Annotated in this window: 19 protein-coding genes; 18 read left to right on the top strand and 1 reads right to left on the bottom strand. The window is 57.1% G+C overall.

The genetic code is table 11. The annotated features are described in order from the left end of the window. Positions 1–240 precede the first annotated feature (240 nt). The 16 genes from HDE78_RS02985 (at position 241) to HDE78_RS02910 (ending at position 14,820) form a co-directional block, all read left to right on the top strand. Positions 241–411 (top strand): hypothetical protein, encoded by a 171-nt coding sequence (locus HDE78_RS02985; protein ID WP_179477003.1) that lies wholly within the window; start codon positions 241–243, stop codon positions 409–411. Positions 412–558: 147 nt separating this feature from the next. After that, on the top strand, positions 559–891 hold the full coding sequence (locus tag HDE78_RS02980) for a hypothetical protein (RefSeq protein WP_218861939.1): 333 nt from the start codon (positions 559–561) through the stop codon (positions 889–891). 100 nt (positions 892–991) lie between these two features. Continuing rightward, positions 992–1,537, top strand: coding sequence for a hypothetical protein (locus tag HDE78_RS02975; RefSeq protein WP_179477001.1), 546 nt, complete (start codon positions 992–994; stop codon positions 1,535–1,537). A 337-nt stretch (positions 1,538–1,874) separates the two neighbouring features. Further along, entirely contained in the window at positions 1,875–2,480 is a 606-nt protein-coding gene (locus HDE78_RS02970; RefSeq protein ID WP_179477000.1) for a hypothetical protein, read from the top strand. Between the two features lie 301 nt (positions 2,481–2,781). After that, complete coding sequence (locus tag HDE78_RS02965) at positions 2,782–3,096, top strand: transcriptional regulator (RefSeq protein ID WP_179476999.1); 315 nt, start codon at positions 2,782–2,784, stop codon at positions 3,094–3,096. 5 nt (positions 3,097–3,101) lie between these two features. Further along, a complete protein-coding gene (locus HDE78_RS02960; protein ID WP_255457568.1) occupies positions 3,102–3,404 on the top strand; it encodes a helix-turn-helix domain-containing protein in 303 nt (100 codons plus the stop codon). Positions 3,405–3,637: 233 nt separating this feature from the next. Continuing rightward, a complete protein-coding gene (locus HDE78_RS02955; protein ID WP_179476997.1) occupies positions 3,638–4,792 on the top strand; it encodes a hypothetical protein in 1,155 nt (384 codons plus the stop codon). 275 nt (positions 4,793–5,067) lie between these two features. Further along, positions 5,068–7,248 carry an ankyrin repeat domain-containing protein gene (locus HDE78_RS02950; protein ID WP_179476996.1) on the top strand — a complete coding sequence of 727 codons (2,181 nt, stop codon included), beginning with the start codon at positions 5,068–5,070 and terminating at the stop codon, positions 7,246–7,248. A 278-nt stretch (positions 7,249–7,526) separates the two neighbouring features. Beyond that, positions 7,527–8,108, top strand: a complete 582-nt coding sequence (locus tag HDE78_RS02945; RefSeq protein WP_179476995.1) for a hypothetical protein — start codon at positions 7,527–7,529, stop codon at positions 8,106–8,108. 374 nt (positions 8,109–8,482) lie between these two features. After that, complete coding sequence (locus HDE78_RS02940; RefSeq protein ID WP_179476994.1) at positions 8,483–9,046, top strand: hypothetical protein; 564 nt, start codon at positions 8,483–8,485, stop codon at positions 9,044–9,046. A gap of 2 nt (positions 9,047–9,048) precedes the next feature. Continuing rightward, entirely contained in the window at positions 9,049–10,410 is a 1,362-nt protein-coding gene (locus tag HDE78_RS02935) for an XVIPCD domain-containing protein (protein WP_179476993.1), read from the top strand. Positions 10,411–10,616: 206 nt separating this feature from the next. Next, the gene (locus HDE78_RS02930) at positions 10,617–11,309 is read left to right on the top strand and encodes a hypothetical protein (RefSeq protein ID WP_179476992.1); all 693 of its coding nucleotides are present in this window, start codon (positions 10,617–10,619) and stop codon (positions 11,307–11,309) included. Between the two features lie 565 nt (positions 11,310–11,874). Then, positions 11,875–12,078: a hypothetical protein gene (locus HDE78_RS02925; RefSeq protein ID WP_179476991.1), complete on the top strand. Its 204-nt coding sequence runs from the start codon at positions 11,875–11,877 to the stop codon at positions 12,076–12,078. Further along, on the top strand, positions 12,075–12,788 hold the full coding sequence (locus HDE78_RS02920; RefSeq protein WP_179476990.1) for a hypothetical protein: 714 nt from the start codon (positions 12,075–12,077) through the stop codon (positions 12,786–12,788). Before HDE78_RS02925 ends, HDE78_RS02920 begins: the two co-directional genes overlap by 4 nt. Further along, entirely contained in the window at positions 12,785–14,293 is a 1,509-nt protein-coding gene (locus HDE78_RS02915) for an XVIPCD domain-containing protein (protein WP_179476989.1), read from the top strand. Before HDE78_RS02920 ends, HDE78_RS02915 begins: the two co-directional genes overlap by 4 nt. A 158-nt stretch (positions 14,294–14,451) precedes the next feature. Continuing rightward, a complete protein-coding gene (locus HDE78_RS02910; protein ID WP_179476988.1) occupies positions 14,452–14,820 on the top strand; it encodes a hypothetical protein in 369 nt (122 codons plus the stop codon). Between the two features lie 140 nt (positions 14,821–14,960). Here the strand turns inward: HDE78_RS02910 and HDE78_RS02905 are convergent, their stop codons facing one another. Continuing rightward, positions 14,961–15,947 (bottom strand): SGNH/GDSL hydrolase family protein, encoded by a 987-nt coding sequence (locus HDE78_RS02905; protein ID WP_184505552.1) that lies wholly within the window; start codon positions 15,945–15,947, stop codon positions 14,961–14,963. Positions 15,948–16,515: 568 nt separating this feature from the next. On the opposite strand from HDE78_RS02905, the gene HDE78_RS02900 reads away from it, so the two are divergent. Continuing rightward, positions 16,516–16,908, top strand: a complete 393-nt coding sequence (locus tag HDE78_RS02900; protein WP_179476986.1) for a DUF2784 domain-containing protein — start codon at positions 16,516–16,518, stop codon at positions 16,906–16,908. After that, the gene (locus HDE78_RS02895; RefSeq protein ID WP_179476985.1) at positions 16,905–17,879 is read left to right on the top strand and encodes a GlxA family transcriptional regulator; all 975 of its coding nucleotides are present in this window, start codon (positions 16,905–16,907) and stop codon (positions 17,877–17,879) included. Before HDE78_RS02900 ends, HDE78_RS02895 begins: the two co-directional genes overlap by 4 nt. Positions 17,880–17,882: the final 3 nt, after the last annotated feature.

Below are 17,882 nucleotides of genomic sequence, written 5' to 3'. Positions count from 1 at the left end.
GACTCACTTAACGGCTAGGGGCAAGGAAGATGACTATCGAGTCGATCGCCATAGAGAACGTACGGGGAATCAAGAGTCAGACCTTCTCGCGGAAACCTCAGGGTCAGAGTGTACTTTTAAGCGGGTGGAGGATTTGCGGGGTCGTCCGATCTTGATAAAAAGTCAGATTCGTTTTCTTTCTGGCGTGGTCGAGTGAAACAAGGGGTAAGAAGGGACATGTACTCTCAGGGAAAAGCGCAGATGGGCGATCATCTTCAAATCATGAGGCGCGTGGGCAAGGTCCTGATCGTTGTCGGCCTTATCGACATCTGCTTCATGGTGTACTGCATTGCCAACGGAAAGGGCTACTCGTCGAGTCTGAATATTTTTGCCTTGGCTGATGGAATTTTCCTATGGCGAGGCAGCATGTGAGCAGTCCGACTCGTAACGCGGTACTCGGCATTCGTTCTCGCCGCCGGCTTGGGGCTATGCGTGTTTCTGCTTCCTTTCATGCGCCCGCCGGCGTTGTGGTTAGCGCAAATGAGGCTGAGTCCCGTGGCCACTTTGGCGTCCGCAGTCATGATGGTAGTGATGTTGGGATTGCTGTTCTGGACTTATCGCCAGATGCGCTCGCCGGCAGTCGTTTCCGCGCTCGTTGCGGCAGGCGAAGATTCGGCCGTGCCTAAGAGTTACTTCGCCATCGGAGCGGCGATCCCTCTGCTCATCGCCGTAATTTTTCATTTTACGCTGCATGGCGATATCGGTGCGAATGCCATCGAATTAGCCAAGGCAAAGTACGGAGACAGCTACCAATACAACCCCACTTCATTCAGCGAGGCGGGTAGCCACGCTTCGGTGACGCTCGATGCCTACAACAACCACGAAATTAAATCAGTGACTGTCGGTTGGTAGCGACAAAGGCTCCGAGGTAGGTGGCATTTTTGGGGCGACTTCGGGTGTCGATTTTGACTGCAGTCTTGATACAAATTCGGCATGCCAGAGAGGATGGCGTATGAAAATTCTGTTGTATTTGGCGTTGTCCCTTGCGGCTCCAAACATTGCCGTGGCCGATCCCTGCCTCGACAACATTCCATCGAAGCTTCAGGCAGCGTTGCGCCAGCGCTTTGCCGATGAGCGCTTACCCGTCGCTACCGATTCAACCGAAGACAATCAGGTAGAAGCCAAGAAAGAAGGGAAATGCCGTCTAGAAGCCAGCATAGATTTGGATGGCGACGGACGAAAAGATTTTGTGCTGCTGATGCCCTCGGTGAAACAGCCCAAAGAGTATCGGCTTGTCGCAGCGCTTCCGCGGTCTAATGGCTGGCATTTGATGACAATAGAAAAAGATTCGAGCTACGAGTTCGCCACTCTTGCGATAGACCGAGCACCTCCCGGTCTCTATGTGCACACGGACGCATTCGATTTCGTTCCTGCGCCCGGCGAAGTCGAACGATTCCGTGCAAAACACAGTGGTTTTTATCTAGGCGCTGTAGAAGGTGCGGCGGACGCGTATTTTCTGAGCAATGGCCATTGGCTGCACGTCCATTCAATTGATTGATGGCGCTAGTTCGATTTCGAGAGCAAAACGTTTGTGCTCCTACTTCTCACGCTCTCACTCGCGCACGTCTTGACTCTCCCTCACCGCAGTAGCAGACTCGTTTGCAAGGAGCCTAGAAACTCCCCACACAGCGGTACCCACCTCCGACAAACCGGTGGGTTTTTTGTGCCTACGCTTTTTTGTGGGTGCAACCGACGCGATGCCTGCGTCGGGAGGGCGGCGAATACAACACCCGCAAGGGAAATAAGCCCGCCGGCTGTGTGCGGTTTCTAGCCTCCCGACTTCCCGTCCGTCGTTATGCCGTGGACGGGCACTTCGATGGAATCAGGAGGCGGCCATGTCAACGTTCGATACGGATGATCGGGACACGAGGGGTTATTTTCTGCCGGCGAACAGCCAGCGCCGGCTGCAGAAACTGCGCGACTACGCCGAGTTTCTCACGCATATCGCGCAGCCGCGCACGCCGGACGCCGAGCAGGAAGGGGCTCCCGCGATCAATGCGGAGCAGGTAGCCATCTGCCTGGAATTTCTGGTGGAGCAGATGGGCCTGGTGCTGAGCGACCTCTCGTTTCCGGCCCCCCGTGCCGAAAACGACGCGATACCTGCCGCCGACGAAACGCCTTATGCCACCGAGGCGGTGCCCGACGACGTCAGCGAGCGCTACCCCTTCGGCATCACCCTCGACCAGATCGACACCCTCAACCGGCTGATCGACATGATCACCGCCCACGGCGACGTCATCACCACCACCCCCGCCACCGAACTCGCCGACCACACGCTATCTTTGCTAGGCCACGCCATCTTCACCGACGCCAGCGCCGTACGCGACCTCATCGACCAGATCGAATCCCAACACCTCAACCCACCGCACCATCCGCCCACCGGCGTAGGCGAAGCGCAGGCCGTCTACCGTATCGAGCGAGAAAGCTCTCGGGTTCACTGAGTAAATAACGCAAGCACAATCCGCTTTCACTGGAGTAGCGAGAGACTGGGCATACGTCTTCAGAGACATTTTCCAGCGTTGAAAATGTCTCTGGGCTCGTTACTCGTGCAGAGCCCGTTTCCGCTTGGCCGCGAATAGTATCCGAGCACCGGAATAATGCGATGCGGTATGTGGATGCGGAGAATAAGTGGCTGTGGACTGTGCGACGGAGCAGGGGTTCAAGTGACCGCTGGCCTGATCGATCATCTTGCCAGGCATACGGCATTGCCGTATGGTTAGCTGGCGCAGAAAGGAGTCTGCCGTGTACGAATTCATCGAATCATCTGTGTTTGCAAAGTATGTGTACGACTACCTCACTGAGGAGGAGTACACCGCCATGCAGTGGTACCTGACGCAACATGTTGACGCGGGTGATCTGATTCCCGGCTCCGGCGGTTGTCGCAAGATGCGCTGGGGTGCAGCAGATAAGGGTAAGCGTGGCGGTGTGCGGGTGATCTACTACGAGGTCACTCAGGCTGGGCAGATATGGTTGCTGGCAATTTATGCCAAGAACAAACAGGACAACTTATCGGCGCGGGTCATACGGCTGATCAAGGACCACATGGTGAAGTCATGAAAAAGTTGAGCAAAGAAATTCTCGCCCGCGATGCCAAGCGCGATATCGGCGCCGAAGTGCTCGAAGCGATCGGCGAGATCAAGGCAGGTGGCGGGCGCAAGTTCGCCGTGCAGGTGAGTCAGGCGACACAAGCCCGGATCAAGCTCGGTCAGTCACAGGCTGATTTCGCCGAGATGCTTGGCGTGTCCGTTCGTACACTGCAGGACTGGGAGCAGGGGCGGCGCGAGCCGAGCGGTGCTGCCAAGGCGTTGCTGAAGGTTGCTGTCGCCGCGCCGAACACGGTGCGTAAAGTACTGGCGGCGGCTTGAGGCTGTACTCAAGGGGATGACGTCATAAAGAAAATGGTCATCGGCATCGCATCTCAGCAAGCCATTCGTGCCCGCGCGTTGGCCATTACGCGCGGTGACCATCAGCCGCGCCTCAACGAATCCAAGATATGGTTCACCTCCAGGCGCTAGCTGGCCGAAGCACTGTCCGACGACAACCGGCGCTGATTCGGTTGAATTGGGCTCATTAATGTTGTTCGACTGGAGTTTGACTAATGCAGGGACACAAGGCGGGTGTAGCGCGTGGAGTTTTTGCAGCGACGGTGGCGATCCTCGCGGCCTGTTCGAACAGGTCGGCGCCGAATCAGGCTCGCGTAGATCCGAATCCATCCGCGATCCAGGAGGCGGCGACTGACAGGCAGATACCTGCGGTGTGCTTAAAAGTCGTTGAAACGAAATTGGCGTGTCTTGAGAACAAGCAAGCCGTCGATCGCGTTGCTGGTAATACCGCCAATCTCCTTTCCGACCGTGCCAAAATCATGCAAGCGGAGCAGGAGCGCACCGTGACACTCCACAACGCGATTCTTCTGCGAGGGCCTTCCGCGACAGCGGTCGAATGCAAACGCCGGGCATCGTCAGAAATCACGGACCTCACCGGAACCCAGGTTCGCCAGATTCGTGCTGCAGGTGGTGACGCCACGCCTTGCGAGCGTGCTGTGGATATGCTTCGTGACAACGTGTTTCCAACTGTACGCCGGGCCGAGCCGGCGCCTATCGCTGCGGTGTCCGATAGGCTATCCCCAGCAGAATGCGACCGACTTGTGAGACGTTCGCTTTTCAATATGACGTTTCCGCCAAACGACCCGATGGAAGCGAATTTCGTGGCGACTTGCGTGGCTGGACGGGACCACTACACGCGGAGTCTCTTCAACTGCGTATTCGCTTCGAAATACACCGATGCAATGGACTGTGCGTATGTGGCCAGGGGAATCGATCGGTCAAAGAGCTCTCCCGAATTGGCCGCCCGCCAGATTGGCGACGACGGTTCGTTCCAATCTTCCGTTCCGATGATGGTCGCGGCCGTCTATAAAGACAAAGACCCGCATAGGGTGGTCGATCAAATAACGCGTGACCAATACCTGTCCAAGCGCGACAACATTTTGAAAAGTCTCGGCGAATCGCCGCCGTCCGACCGTCATCTGCCGTTTCATTCTTCCTACTCAACCGACGTAGCGAACGGACTGAACTACTGGATTGTTCGCGAAGACTTTATTGATCTGCAACTGGTGAAGGTTATCTCCGAAGACGCCAAGGGCTCAGACTCCGTGATCTGTGCACGCTACGGATCTACCGAAAAAATTGCCGTCAACACCGGGTTCTGTGCCGCCCTTATTAAGAAATATCTCCACACTGAACTTGCTGATAAGTAGTTCGGGAAAAGGCAACGAAGTGGGCCAAGGTTGGCCCGAATTCTGCGATTTCAGGGATTACGCGTTAGAACAGCGATGCGCCATGGATTCGCCATAAATGTCTGCCAGATTGCGTGTGGCTCCCAGACAATGGTCATTGCGCCATAGCTTTGAGAGCGACGCCTTGAAGAATCGACTTTGACCAAGGTTTCTGGGCGCTGGTTTTCACTTACATACGTTGAGGCCTGTACATGGAAGTAGCCGCATCATCGCTTTCCCCGCGCGGAATCGCGCGCATGCTCGCTGTGCTGGCGTTGTCTACGCTGTGGCTAGCCGCTTGTGCAGGCATGTCTACGGCAGCTTCTGGCTGTGGCACCGGGCAGGCGAAATGTGCCGCTCAGCTTACGGTCGTCGTCCATGCGGACGAGTGGAAGAACGCAGGCGATCCCCGTGGGCTGATGGTGCTGATCCAGTCGAACCTCGATCGCGTGTCGGCGGGCCAACCCGTTTGGCCGGCGCCGAAAGGCGTCTTGCCCGATGGCCGCCTGCAAATCGTCGATGCTTACGCCGATTTTCTGCACGGTGACTTCGACGGCATGGATGCCGCGATGGCGAAAGCTGAGCAAGCCGCCGACGTATTTCGCCCGCAGTTTCCAGGGCAGCAAGCTTTTGACTGGAAGGCCAAGAACGCCGAATTCCATGCAAGTTTCATGGCTGCCACGCATAGCTCGTCGCCACTGGTCCGTCTCTACGCCGCGCTGCGCGACGTGGATGGAAGCTTGTTCAGTGCGCTGGGCGATCCGCTCGATCGCACCGGCCCACAAAGGTACGTAACGGCCTCTCCATTGAACGGAACGTGGGTGCGCCTACCTTGCCGCACGGTGATCGGGCACGTGCCGCAATTCGTCAATGCGGCCGGTGAGCTCAAGTCGCTGGGCGGCCCTGTGGTCGACTGCCCCGTCGATGGTGCGGTCGATTACGCAAAAGACGAATCGGTCGCCCTTCATCCCGAACGTTTGAGCCCGCATGTCGCGCCGCCGCCAGCCGCTAGCGAAGTTGCGAGCTTGCCTGGCGCATCCACACCGCCTCCACCCGGCAGCCGCGATGCGGCACTTGCCGAAATGGATACGCATCCGCAACAAGCAGCCTCCATCCTCGAACACGGTTCCCACGTAGACGCCCGGGGTGAACTCGACTACGCACTGTTCCTGCATACTTTCGAGCCGCAGACGCCCACGCGCGATGCAACCATCCGCGCCCTGCAAAGTGACTTGTACACAAAGGCGATGGCATCGCCAGGCAAGGTTAACGACTTCCCCCTCACGCCTTACGATGGATCTGACGATTCGCTGTTGAACATTATTAAGTTGGCCTCTGAAGCCGGCATAACGAGTGGCTCGGATTACGATATTCCTTGTCCGTTCCTCATCGCACATCCCGCGCTTATCGCTGCAGCGCAGCCGTACTACGGCAGCACTCGCGACAATTTTATGCCGCGTTCTGACTGCAGCGATCGCTATTTCGTTCACTTGGGCTTCCCCGCGGAAGCCGTGTATGCCTTTGAGGCGGCTTCCACTCAGGCCGACGGAAACTTTATCGACACGTTCCAAGGCACGATGGTGTACGGATTTGAGGCTGGACAAAACGCCGTCAACACCCAAATGAGGCTCAATCCGCGGGGCTTTCTGTCTCCGACAAAGGAATACCCGTCCCTTAAGTTCGACTACCCGTATCAGGTCTGGGGTTACACCAGCCTCAACAATTACGTCGTCAGTCTGCGCATGCGCAAGCTTTACCTTGCCGCTCGTGATCCGCTCGCTACGTATTATCGGAAGCGCATGCAGCTCAATCTGGCTGACAGCGAGCAGGCGGCGAAGGTTGCCCTGTTTCAGGCGACGTTTGGAGGCGAGTGCGGTGGCGATGCTCCTGCGACATCGCTGCGAAGGATGTTGCTGGAGCATGCGCCGCTGCAGGACATCACGCAGCAGCTTGCAGCTGGTGACGACGCAGATACAGCGCAGTTAGCTGCCTGCTCCCGATACGCGGGGCTTGACCCGTTGCTGCTGGTTGCGGTTGGCGACCCTCCGGCATTTTCGCTGGTCATGCAGCACGAGCCAGACATCAACAAACGCAACGCCATCGGCAAGACGGCGCTGATGGAAGCCGCCCAGTTCGATCAGCCCGGCATTGTGGGTTTGCTGCTCGAGCACCATGCCTCGTTGAACGCAACGACTTGGGGTAACCAAGACGGGCCCGAGCCACCACTTGGCAATGACGCACGCACCGCCCTGATGTACGCGGCGGCCAACGGCTCGCTGAAACTGATCAAAGCATTGCTAGCTGCCGGCGCCGACCCGTACCAGGCCGACACCAAAGGCTACCGCGCCATCGATTACCTGCTTGGCTACGGCCCCACGCCGCCAAACCCGCATTTAAGCGAGCGCCAACGCAAACAAGCCGCGCAATGGCTTTTCTGATGCGCGCGCAAACAGGCGCACGATCAGCTGCTGTTTGAAGTTGCCGAGACTAGCGCCTGTGAGTGGTTCGCACGCCGAGAGAACAGGGCAGAGTGGGGTTCTTTGAGGGCGATAGGTGGGCGGTGCCGGATGGGCTACGGCGGGACGTGCGCGATCCTTTAGCGATGGATGTCCCAACGGAAATTCGTTAAACATTTTGCCCAGCCTTACGGGTAGTCGACTTGGTGCGCCGGAGGCGTGCTAGTTTTAAATTCGACACCCAAACAAGGAGTATTTTCGTGGTGAAATCGATATTCGCGCTCGCGCTTGCACTGACATTAGTGGTCGCATCCTTGACTAGCTTTGCAAGCGGAAGCGCAGTGGGCGTCACTGTTATCAGTAAGCAGTGCGGCGATGCGCAGATGAGCCTGAATTGTCCAGCGGCCGGACACGGCACAGCGAACTGCCTGCATCCTGCTCTTTACTTCAAATCAAAGAATGGTCAACAAAATAGGCTGGGTAATCCTAAGGGGCTTGAAAAACAACAGCCCATAGGACTCGCATATACTGCGTCAAAAAACGATAAGTCCCATTACTTTTACGTACTCTACGGATCGTTGCCAACAGGTTGCGACGTTTGCGAATGGCATCACTTGTATGACGCCAACGGAAAACTACTGACATCGAGTTTCCCCGCAACGGTTGATGTCCCCAATGCCCCGCCGGCTCAATCTATCGCTCCAAACAATCAATCGTTCGACGATCTAAGCAAAAAGCTCAACCTCGATGAATACAAGGCAGACAGCATCGTGTGCACAGGACCGCATGTCGATGCGAAGGGGAATTTACTTTGTCCTGTATCGGCGTTTGAAAGTCCATAATGCCGCGACGAGTGAACCGACCAGAGTTCGCTGTCCAAGTCAGCCTGTCTTTCATCGTCAGCCATGGCTTGGGGCTTGTTGGAGACTCCCTCCAGTTGCTGAAAGGCCACGCCTGACAGCACCTTCCTGCGCAAAAAAAGAGACTGCACAAGAGGGGGCGGAGGCAAACCATTTGAGTTAATTCCCTCCATCCCTTTTTGTACTGGCAGGTGGGCGATGCGGGATGGGCTGCGGCGGGATGCGTGCAATCCTTGAGCGATGGATGCCCAACGGAAATTCGTTAAACATTTTGCCCAGCCATACGGCTAGTTGACTTGGTGCGCCGGAAGCGTGCTAGCTTTAAATTCGACACCCAAACAAGGAGTATTTTCGTGGTGAAATCGATACTCGTGCTCGTACTCGCGCTTATGTTGGCCGCCCCCTTGACTAGCTTTGCAAGCGGGGAGCGCCCCGAAGTTGCCGTTATGACCAAACAATGCGGCGAAGTGGTGATGAGCATCACTTGCCCCTCAGATCGCCACGGCAAACTGAACTGCCTTAAGACATCCTTGACGCTCAAAACGAAGGATGGTCAAACCAAGCGCCTGACGAATCCAAAAGGCATGGAAGATTACACGGCGACGGGCTTAACCTGCTCAGCGTCAAAGGTCAACAAGGCAAGCTATTTTGTCGTCGGCTACGGCGAGCTCCCTAGGGGCTGTGAGTTTTGCGAGTGGTATCACCTTTATGACGCGAAGGGCAATTCACTGACCTCCAGCAATCCACCGTTACTCGAAAATCCTAACGCGCCGCCAGCACAAAATATGGCACCGAATAACAAGGAGTTTGATGAGCTAAATGGAAAACTTGGACTTGAAAAGTTCACCGTGAAGTACCTTACATGCGACGGTACAACATCGGATAGCAAGGGCAATGCGATCTGCTTCAAGGAGAGATAAACATGGCGCAGGATGAAATTTACGATGAAATGATACAAAAGAAGGGGCTCGCCTATTTAGATAACGAAGTAAAGCCGGATGGGCAGACCCATTACCGCGAGCCTATCGATCGTTCCCCAGGCAGGCTGGCGGGCAATTCCCACATCGCTGGGGACGCTAGTTCGGAAGTTCAGTCACGTTCGATTGACGCATTGATTCAAGCTGCGCAAAAGGGCGGCCTCAATCAGCATGAGACCGGATATGTTTTGGCGATCGCACGTCTAGAGTCCGGCTTCAATCTTGATGCTGCTGCGGGCACAACAACGGCATACGGGCTTGGGCAATTCACGGACGGAACCGGGCAGGGCGTCGGGATCAATAGCTCGAATCGCGGCGATGTTACAAAACAAGCAGAGTCACTTGTTGAGCTTTATAAGCAAAACGCACAAATCGCGAAAGATCGCGGTCAGGGTGAGGAGTACATCTATAAATATCACCATGACGGCCCTAGTAAAGATTACGGTGGCCTAGCGACGTCAAAAGAATATGTGATGCCGTATGTCGGGAAATACGAGGATTTCGTAAAGAAATATGAAACATCGCATGTTGTCTCGCCTCCCGATCCTGGCTTCGACGCACGCAACAAGTCTGACAATTCTCAGCCGACCAGAAGCCATCATCACACGCACCACGCTGAAGGCGTGCTCCAACACGGTGATCGTGGTGATGCCGTCGGTGTGCTACAGAGCCAACTTAGAGACCTTGGCTACAAAGACAGTAAGGGCAACCCGATAAACCCGGATAAATCGTTCGGTAATGACACAAAGGCAGCTCTACAAAAATTCCAGGCGAACAATGGCCTTGAGCCAGACGGCATCGCAGGCACCAAAACGCTGAAAGCGCTCAGAGACCAAGATCAAGCTTTGCTGAAGAATCCAGGGCCGTATGCTGATGCATTCAAGCAGCCCCGCTTAAACGACCCAGCGCATCCCGATCACCAGCTGTTTCAACAGGCATACGACGGCGTTAAGAAGATCGATGCGGAGCGTGGCCGCGTGTCGGATCACCATAGCGTGAACCTGGCCGGCGCCTTGGCGGTGGAGGGCAAAGCGCGGGGGTTGAAGCAGATCGACGTGGTGGCTCTGAGCGAAGACGGCTCCAACGCATTTGCCGCCCAGAAAGACGGCAGGATCGGCTTTCCGAGTGTGGCTCGTGTGGATACCGCTCAGGCTGTCAACACGCCTATCGAACACAGCACGCAGCAGATGGCCCAGGTCAATCAACAGCAGGCGCAAGTACAAGCCCAGGTTCAGGCTCAAATGCAGGTACAGAACCAAGCCTCGCAGGCGGCCCCGGGACCGCAGATGGGCGGTCCAGGCCGCTGATAGGGTTCATCGCCGAAAGACGGGAAAACGAAGTTAGGTTCGCGTTCTTCTGGTGAAAGCGGGGTAAGAGTGCACTTTTTCAGTCGGCCGGGGCTTCGCAGGGCCTCCCGATCTTGGACTATCGGCGTGGCCATCTGCTGAAACTAGCTGATATTTGGGACACAGCTACTCGATAACTTTGACAATCCATACCTAAGGATCAGGTCATGAATGGCACTCCAACATCGGATATGAGCCCCGCGTTTCGTCGCAGTAGAACCCGCATTCTTATGCCCCGATTGGTTGGCACCCACCCCATGGACGTTGTGCCTCGGTTTCTCCACTTCTCTTTGGTGCCTTTCTCGGTCAGCTTGGTATTGAGTCTGATCAGCGAATTCGTTCCAAAGTACTGGCAAGGAATTGCTGTAGCCGCTGTGTCAGGCCAGTTGGCGATGACGCTAATGAAGCTGTTTTGGTATGTTGCCATTTTCCTTCTTAGCCTTGCAGCAGCCATAAAAAGTATCCCGCGCGTTGGCAACATCGCTGCGTGTCCTTTCCGGTGGATGGGAAGTAAGGTGGCGGAAGTTGCTTTTGACTATACGAGCGGCGCATTGGGTGTGATCGCAGGCATCGGGCCGGCTGTTTTTCTAGAGCACCATCCTCTCGGACTTGGTCAGGTTGGTTTTATGCTCCTGACTATGTTGCTTGTTCTATTCTTGATGTGGTTTCTAACCAACCTGGCGGCATCACATTTCGATCAGTACGTCCCGAAGCAAATCGTCATCTGGCTTGTCGCGCTCGTGTTCTCTTGCATCGTCGCGTACTGCTTTTGCTACAAGGAGCCATGGACGGAAACATTAAATAAATGCGGGACTATCGCCGCTACGCCTGCAAGCGCTGTCCACAACCCTGGGCGCTAGATACTCTTTGGGTTAGGAAACACGGGTCAGTAGCTAAGTGGGGTAGAGACACTTACTCGACTTCTGCAAGAATCCTCTGAGACGTGCGAACGTGCTATGACCTAGTTGATTAAGCCTGCGCAAGCCATCCGCGCCCGCGCGCTGGCTATCGCGCTCGGCGACCATCAGCCGTGCCCCAACGAACCCAAGATCTGGTTCACCTCCATACGCTCGCTGGTCGACGTACTGTCCACGACAACCGAGCGCCCAAACCTTCGGTGATGGCGGGCTAGAGTTGTCCGACACTATAAAAAAACATAGAAGTGAGTTCTTCGTCATCACGTTATCTTCCAAAAAGGTGATGCGATGATCGTAAGCACTGAAGGCTCAGGCGATGTTGGCGGCTGACGCCTATAACACCCACACACTTGGTGCGGAGGTAACACTGGCCGGGATTCGCTACAAGTTGATAAACGAAGTCTACGATCGAGTGACTGGGTATCGAGGCACGACTGCAAAAGGAGGCGACTGCAAAAAAGCGACGGAGGCAATTCATTTGGGTTAATTTCCTCCGTTCCTTTGTCTTTTGGACATTGTCACCATCGGCCACGCCACCGAACTGGCCGGCCACACGCTGTCGCTGCTGGGCCACGCCATCTTCACCGACGCCCGAGCCGTAGGTGAAATCATCGACCCATTTGTAAATAAACCCGGTCCTCGGGAAAGGCAGTTTGCTGTATTTGGCGCTACACTCAAACCGAACGGAGCATGGAGCACCGCCGATGCATGACCGAAGCATGGCTAACACGTCGCAGAGCTGTGAACTATCCAGCTGTTTCCGGGCGCCCGCTGGTCGCACCCTTCACCAAGACTCTCCATCGAGGCAGGAATTCCATGCTTAGCCGCGTGACCGCCGTGCTGCTTTTTTCTCTGACCCTGATCACTTCCGGATGTGGCGCTTCGACCATGAAGACTCTCGATATCAAGCCCAACCCCAACGCCAAACAGCGCTACGAGATCACCATCACGGTTCATGGCGCGCCCAGGGGGTTCGATACAGCCGAGGGAACGATGATCTACGAGGTGCAAAACAGCAGCACCTGTGTGCGCCCCGATGCTTTCAGCGGGCATCAAAGCAACCTGGCGCAGTTCATCCCGTTCGAGCTCAAAAAGGTGGACGACCACACTTACAAGGGAACGGTGGTCACGGATTATTTTCTGGATGCCGATTATGACGGCATGGGCGTGTGCCACTGGATCATGTCGTCGGCTATGGCCTCTTTCAAGATCAAGGGCAACGGCACAACGTTTACTCCGAGTTACCGTCTGAGTGATTTGCAGAGTCAAAAGTCGGTGGATCTTTATTTGCCGATTAAAGCTCTTTCGAACGGCAGCGACCAAACTTACGGCGATGGCGGGCAGGAGTTGTCCGAGACAGTCAAAAAGTATCGAAGTGACTTCTTCGTCATCACACTTTCTGCCAAGGAAGTCAGTCAATGACCCTAAGCACTGAAGACCATGCGATGTTGGCGGCCGACGCCTACAACACTCACTCACTGGGTCAGGAGGTTACCCTGGCCGGGATTCGCTACAAGGTTTTAGACGAAGCTCACGATCGATTGACCGGGTATCAGGGCACGGCCTATGTCCGTGAGGACACCGGCGATGTCGTTATTGCGCACTGTGGAACCGATGCGGCCAGGATGAAGTACCAGGACATCGCGACCGATATCGGCATGGTCACTGCGGGTGTCAATGTGCAGACGGCCGACGCGATGGCGTTTACAAAAAAAGCTCTGGAACAAGGAAAGAACTACGACGAGCAGAATCACTTGCCCTTCCATGCCACCGTCACCGGTCACTCTCTCGGCGGCACGCTGGCCGAAATCACGGCATACAAATACAACCTGCATGGAGAAACCTTTAACGCGTATGGGGCGGCCGGTCTTTTCCAGGGCGTTCCCGAGGGCGGTCACCAAGTCATCAACTATGTGCGCGCTACCGACGTGGTCAGCGCCGCGAGCCAGCACTTTGGCGAGACGCGCATCTATGCGTCGCCGCAGGACATCGACCGGCTGCAAAAGGCCGGCTACCACGACACCAACGGCCCGCTGAGCCCGCGCCTTCCGATCGAGGGCGTGGACTTGGACGCGCACAGCGTGACCAATTTTCTTCCGGATAATCCTCGCCTCGGTCATTCGATCATTTCTAAGGAAAACGAGGCGCTATACGCATCCCATAAAGGGATGATCGACCAATACCGTCACGACGTTCTCGCCGCGCGGACGGTCGTGTCTCTTCCCTGGGAGGAGCAAAAGGCGGGCGTTGAGCTGGGAGCGGCTACAGCGCGTTTTGTCGGTGATAAGGCGACCGAAGGCCTGCATGCCACGGAACGAGCAGCGCAATATGTCGAACATGAAGCGGCCAAGGGTTACCACGCGACCGTCGATGCTGCGTCACGAGGCATCGACGCCACGGTGCATGCGGCGGACGAGGTTGCGAAGGAAGTCTCTCGCGGCACGCACGCCATAGGTGCAGCAGCCGGTGAAGCGTATTCTCAGAGACACCCCGCTGGCTGGTCGTCGCCACGGCTCAACGATCCCGCGCACCCCGATCACCGACTGTTTCAGCAAGCCTACGACGGCGTAAAGAAGATCGATGCCGAGCACGGCCGCGCGTCGGACCACCGTAGCGTGAACCTGGCCGGTGTCTTGGCGGTCGAGGGTAAGGCAGCTGGCCTGAAGCAGATCGATGTCGTGGCTTTGAGCCATGATGGCTCGAATGCATTTGCCGCTCAAAAAGAAGCCAGGCTTGGCTTTCCCAACGTGGTTCACGTCAATACAACACAGGCCGTCAACACGCCTATCGAACACAGCACGCAGCAGATGGCTCAGGTCAATCAGCAACAGGCACAAGTACACGCGCAGGTCCAAGCTCAAATGCAGGTACAGAACCAAGCCGCGCAAGCGGCCCCGGGACCGCAGATGGGCGGTCCCGGCCGCTGATGGTTCATCGCCGAAAAGACGCGAAACAAGAAAACAGGGGAGGCATGGGTCAGAGTTCACGTCTTTGATGCCGCCGCCTCAGAAGGCCGAGCCCGGCTTTCCACTTTGCCGACGGAGTTGAAACCATGTGGACAAGGATTGTGCGGATAAGCCTGCTGGTGCTGAGCATCGTAGCGATGGGGCAGGCTGCGCTTTTCGGGCTAGGCTTGTTCGTGATTGCCAATGTGTTTTGCGACAGCGGTCCGTTGCAGAAGTGCTTTCAGACAAGTCTGCTCTTCCTGGGTGCTGGCATGTTGATGGCCGCATGCGTGCTTCCTGCCATCATCGCCCTGATCTCGGTGCGCGGGCGGCTTTTCTGGTACTTGAACATCTACCCCATCTTGCTGATGGTCGCCGGTGGTCTGGCGATGTACTGGCATCAGGCGTTTTCCGTGCTGGGCACACGTGCAGCGCTCATGTGCGTGGTGATGGCGCTGCTGACATGCGCCCATCTGTTCCTTTCGAAACGTTCGGAAGGTCAGGGCTGACATGGGGAAGCCATGAGCAGAGTGGACGAAAAGGGGACGGAGGCCATGCATTTGGGTTCATTCCCTCCGTCCCTTTTTCGGCTTCAGGATGGTCAGCTATAAGCGCCATCGCGCGTGGAAGCTGTCCGGATGCTTGCCGGTCACTGCGATCCCTTCACCACGAAATGCGCATCCGGCTGCTGGCGAAGCGCCGCCAACTCGAAATGCTCTTTGATCGCATCGGCCCAGATCTGAGCGATCACTTTGTAGACCTCTTCCGTTGGATGCGCGCCGTCGCTGGTCGTGGTGCAGAACGCGGCCAATTGGTTCTTCGGCGGCGCGCCGTACCGGACTTCGATGCCTGTCGGTTGTTTTCCCTGGGTGAAGCCATAGGAATTCAGGTTGCGGCAGACGTGGTCCATCGGTGTGTACACGTCGACGATGGCGGCAGGGTTGTGCGTGAAGTGCGCGTTGATCTCCTTGGCCAGTTCATGGCCGAAATTGAGGGCGCCTTCCGAAAAACCTAGCACTTTATCCGTCGCTTCTTGGCCCATGTAGCGCACGGCCGTCTGCGGATTGGGCAGGTTGCCGAACAGGAAGGACGCGTTGGGATCGAGCGCGATGATCTGCTGGCAGATATTGCTCATCTGCAGTGCGACCGCTTGCATGTCCGTCGGATCGCGACCGTTCGTGACCAGGTCGTTCAAGCCAAACCAGATCAAATAAAGCCCGACGCCCGGCGCGGGGCCGTATGCCTTGAGATCCTCGCGATAGCGTGCGAATTGTTCCTGGAAGGTCCCCAGGCCAGCGCCCCAGCGATCGGATCCACCCATCGCGCCACCTTCGGCGTAATTGGCGTAATAGAGCGGGTCGGTAGGCAACGAGCCGTTGTTGCTGGCCTGGCTCCACTTCAAATGGAAAGCCGTGGCGGCTTCAGACGTCGATTTGTCGATGCGGATCAGCGGCTGGCCACCGGCCCATTCCCAGATAAAGTCGGTCCAGTTGCGGTTGTCGCTGAATCGATTGACCTGATTGGTGCGCATCAATCCGAACAGCGCGGCGAATTGCCCCGCAACGGTTTTGCGCTTGACGCCGACATCGGAAAGACTGTCTCCGAAAATGATGAGCCTTTTCACCCTGGTGGTCATGGCAGCGTATCCTTTGATTGATTCGTCGTAAGAGGCAAGGCGACGTAAGGCGCCTCGTAGGGGTGTCGATAGCGGCCCGCGTCCTTGGGCGATGGGTCTGTTCCTTGGCACGCACTATGTCCATCACGTGGCAACACGCCCATCGGGAAATATCTGATTCCCCTGCTGGCTTTTTCCTATCGGGCTGTTGCAAAACCGCTGTGCGAAAAAGTGGACGCAGGCAATTCATTGGGGTTGATTCCCTCCGTCCCTTTTTTCGTGCCCGCCCGAGCGAGCACTGGTCGCCACCCGCCATCCGCCACTGCTTTGGCTTGTTGAGTACGTCACCCTTCCGTGGCCGAAAGGCAACGCCTGACAACACCTTCTGCGCGAGTTGGTCATTGTCTTCGGCACATCGGGCGATGCGGCGCTGTTTGACATCGATGGCGGCAAAACAGTGACTGTGCTTGGCGGTGCGGTACCCACGCGAAGACGATTACTATGGACTCTGGAACGAGCAAGGTCAGCCCAGTTACGTTCCCTTTGTTCTTGTTCGACCGTTGTGTTCTAACGACATTCCAGGATTTTTATGGCCGCGATCATCGTGTTGGCGCTCCACCTCGCCATCATCGCGTTCAACCTCGCGGGTTGCGTGTTGATTCCGATGGGCGCATGGCGCGGCTGGCGTTGGGTGCGCGGGTTTGGGTGGCGGCTGGCGCACCTGCTCAGCCTCGCTGTCGTCGCGGTTCAAGCCATGCTGGGGCGCGCCTGTTTTCTGACCATCTGGCAGGACGAGCTTTCCGGTACCACGCATGTGCAGCCGTTGATCGAGCAATGGATGAACGGACTGATCTACTGGCCATTGCCGCTGTGGGTATTTGCCGCCGCGTACGTCGCGGTGTTTGTGTATGTGATCGCGTTGTGGCTATGGGTTCGGCCAAGAATCCAACCCCGTGCCGGAAAGGGTAAGCCAACGCGATGAGCGCGCCATCTTCCATCAGAACCATCGGTCTCTTCGCCTACGACGATATGCAGATACTGGACCTCGCCGGCCCGCTGGACGTGTTCGGCGGCGCGAACTCGTTGGCGCACGGCGCGCCGCCCTATGAGCTTTGCGTCATCGGCCTGCAGGCTGGTGCCGTGCGTACGGAGAACGGGTTGTCCGTCGTGCCTGCGCGCACGCTGACCGATGCGCCGCCGCTGGACACGTTGTTGATACCGGGCGGCGTCGCGGCGCGCCTGGTTCTCCCTGGCGATGCGCGCCTGCTCGACTGGTTGCGCGAACGCGCAAAGGGCACGCGGCGCATCGTTTCGGTATGCACCGGTGCGTACGTGCTGGCGGCAGCCGGCTTGCTCGATGGGCGCCGCGTTACGACGCACTGGCGTTTTGCCGACGACCTCGCGTGCCGCTACCCCGCCTTGCGTGTCGAGACGGATCGGCTGTTTCTGCGCGATGGTCGCTTCGCCACGTCCGGCGGGCTGACCGCGGGGATGGACCTGGCGCTGGCGCTGGTGGAGCAAGACCTCGGCGCGTCGGTTGCCCTCGACGTCGCGCGGCAGATGGTGATGTACATGAAGCGGCCCGGCAACCAGACGCAGTTTTCCATGCCGCTCGCCGCGCAGGTGCAGGGTAGCGGCCGCATGGGTGCCCTGGTGGAGTGGTTGCTGGCGCATCTGGACGAAAACATCGGCGTGGAGCGCATGGCCGAACAGGTGGCGATGAGTGCTCGGCATTTCCGCCGCGTGTTCGCCGAGACGTTTGGCATGACGCCCGCGCGTTTCGTCGAGAAGCTGCGGCTGGAGCAGGCGTGCCTACGATTGACGCAGGGCAGGGCACCGATCGGGCGCATCGCAGCGGGCGTGGGTTTCAACAGCGCGGATGCGTTTCGCCGTGCGTTCCGTGCCCGCTACGGCGTGACGCCGAACGAGTACCGTGAACGTTTTTCCGCCTGACGT

It is taken from the genome of Rhodanobacter sp. K2T2 (assembly GCF_013408815.1).
GTDB lineage: Bacteria > Pseudomonadota > Gammaproteobacteria > Xanthomonadales > Rhodanobacteraceae > Rhodanobacter.
The sequence above is the reverse complement of the archived record's forward strand: the minus strand, read 5'-3'. Positions and strand labels throughout refer to the sequence as shown.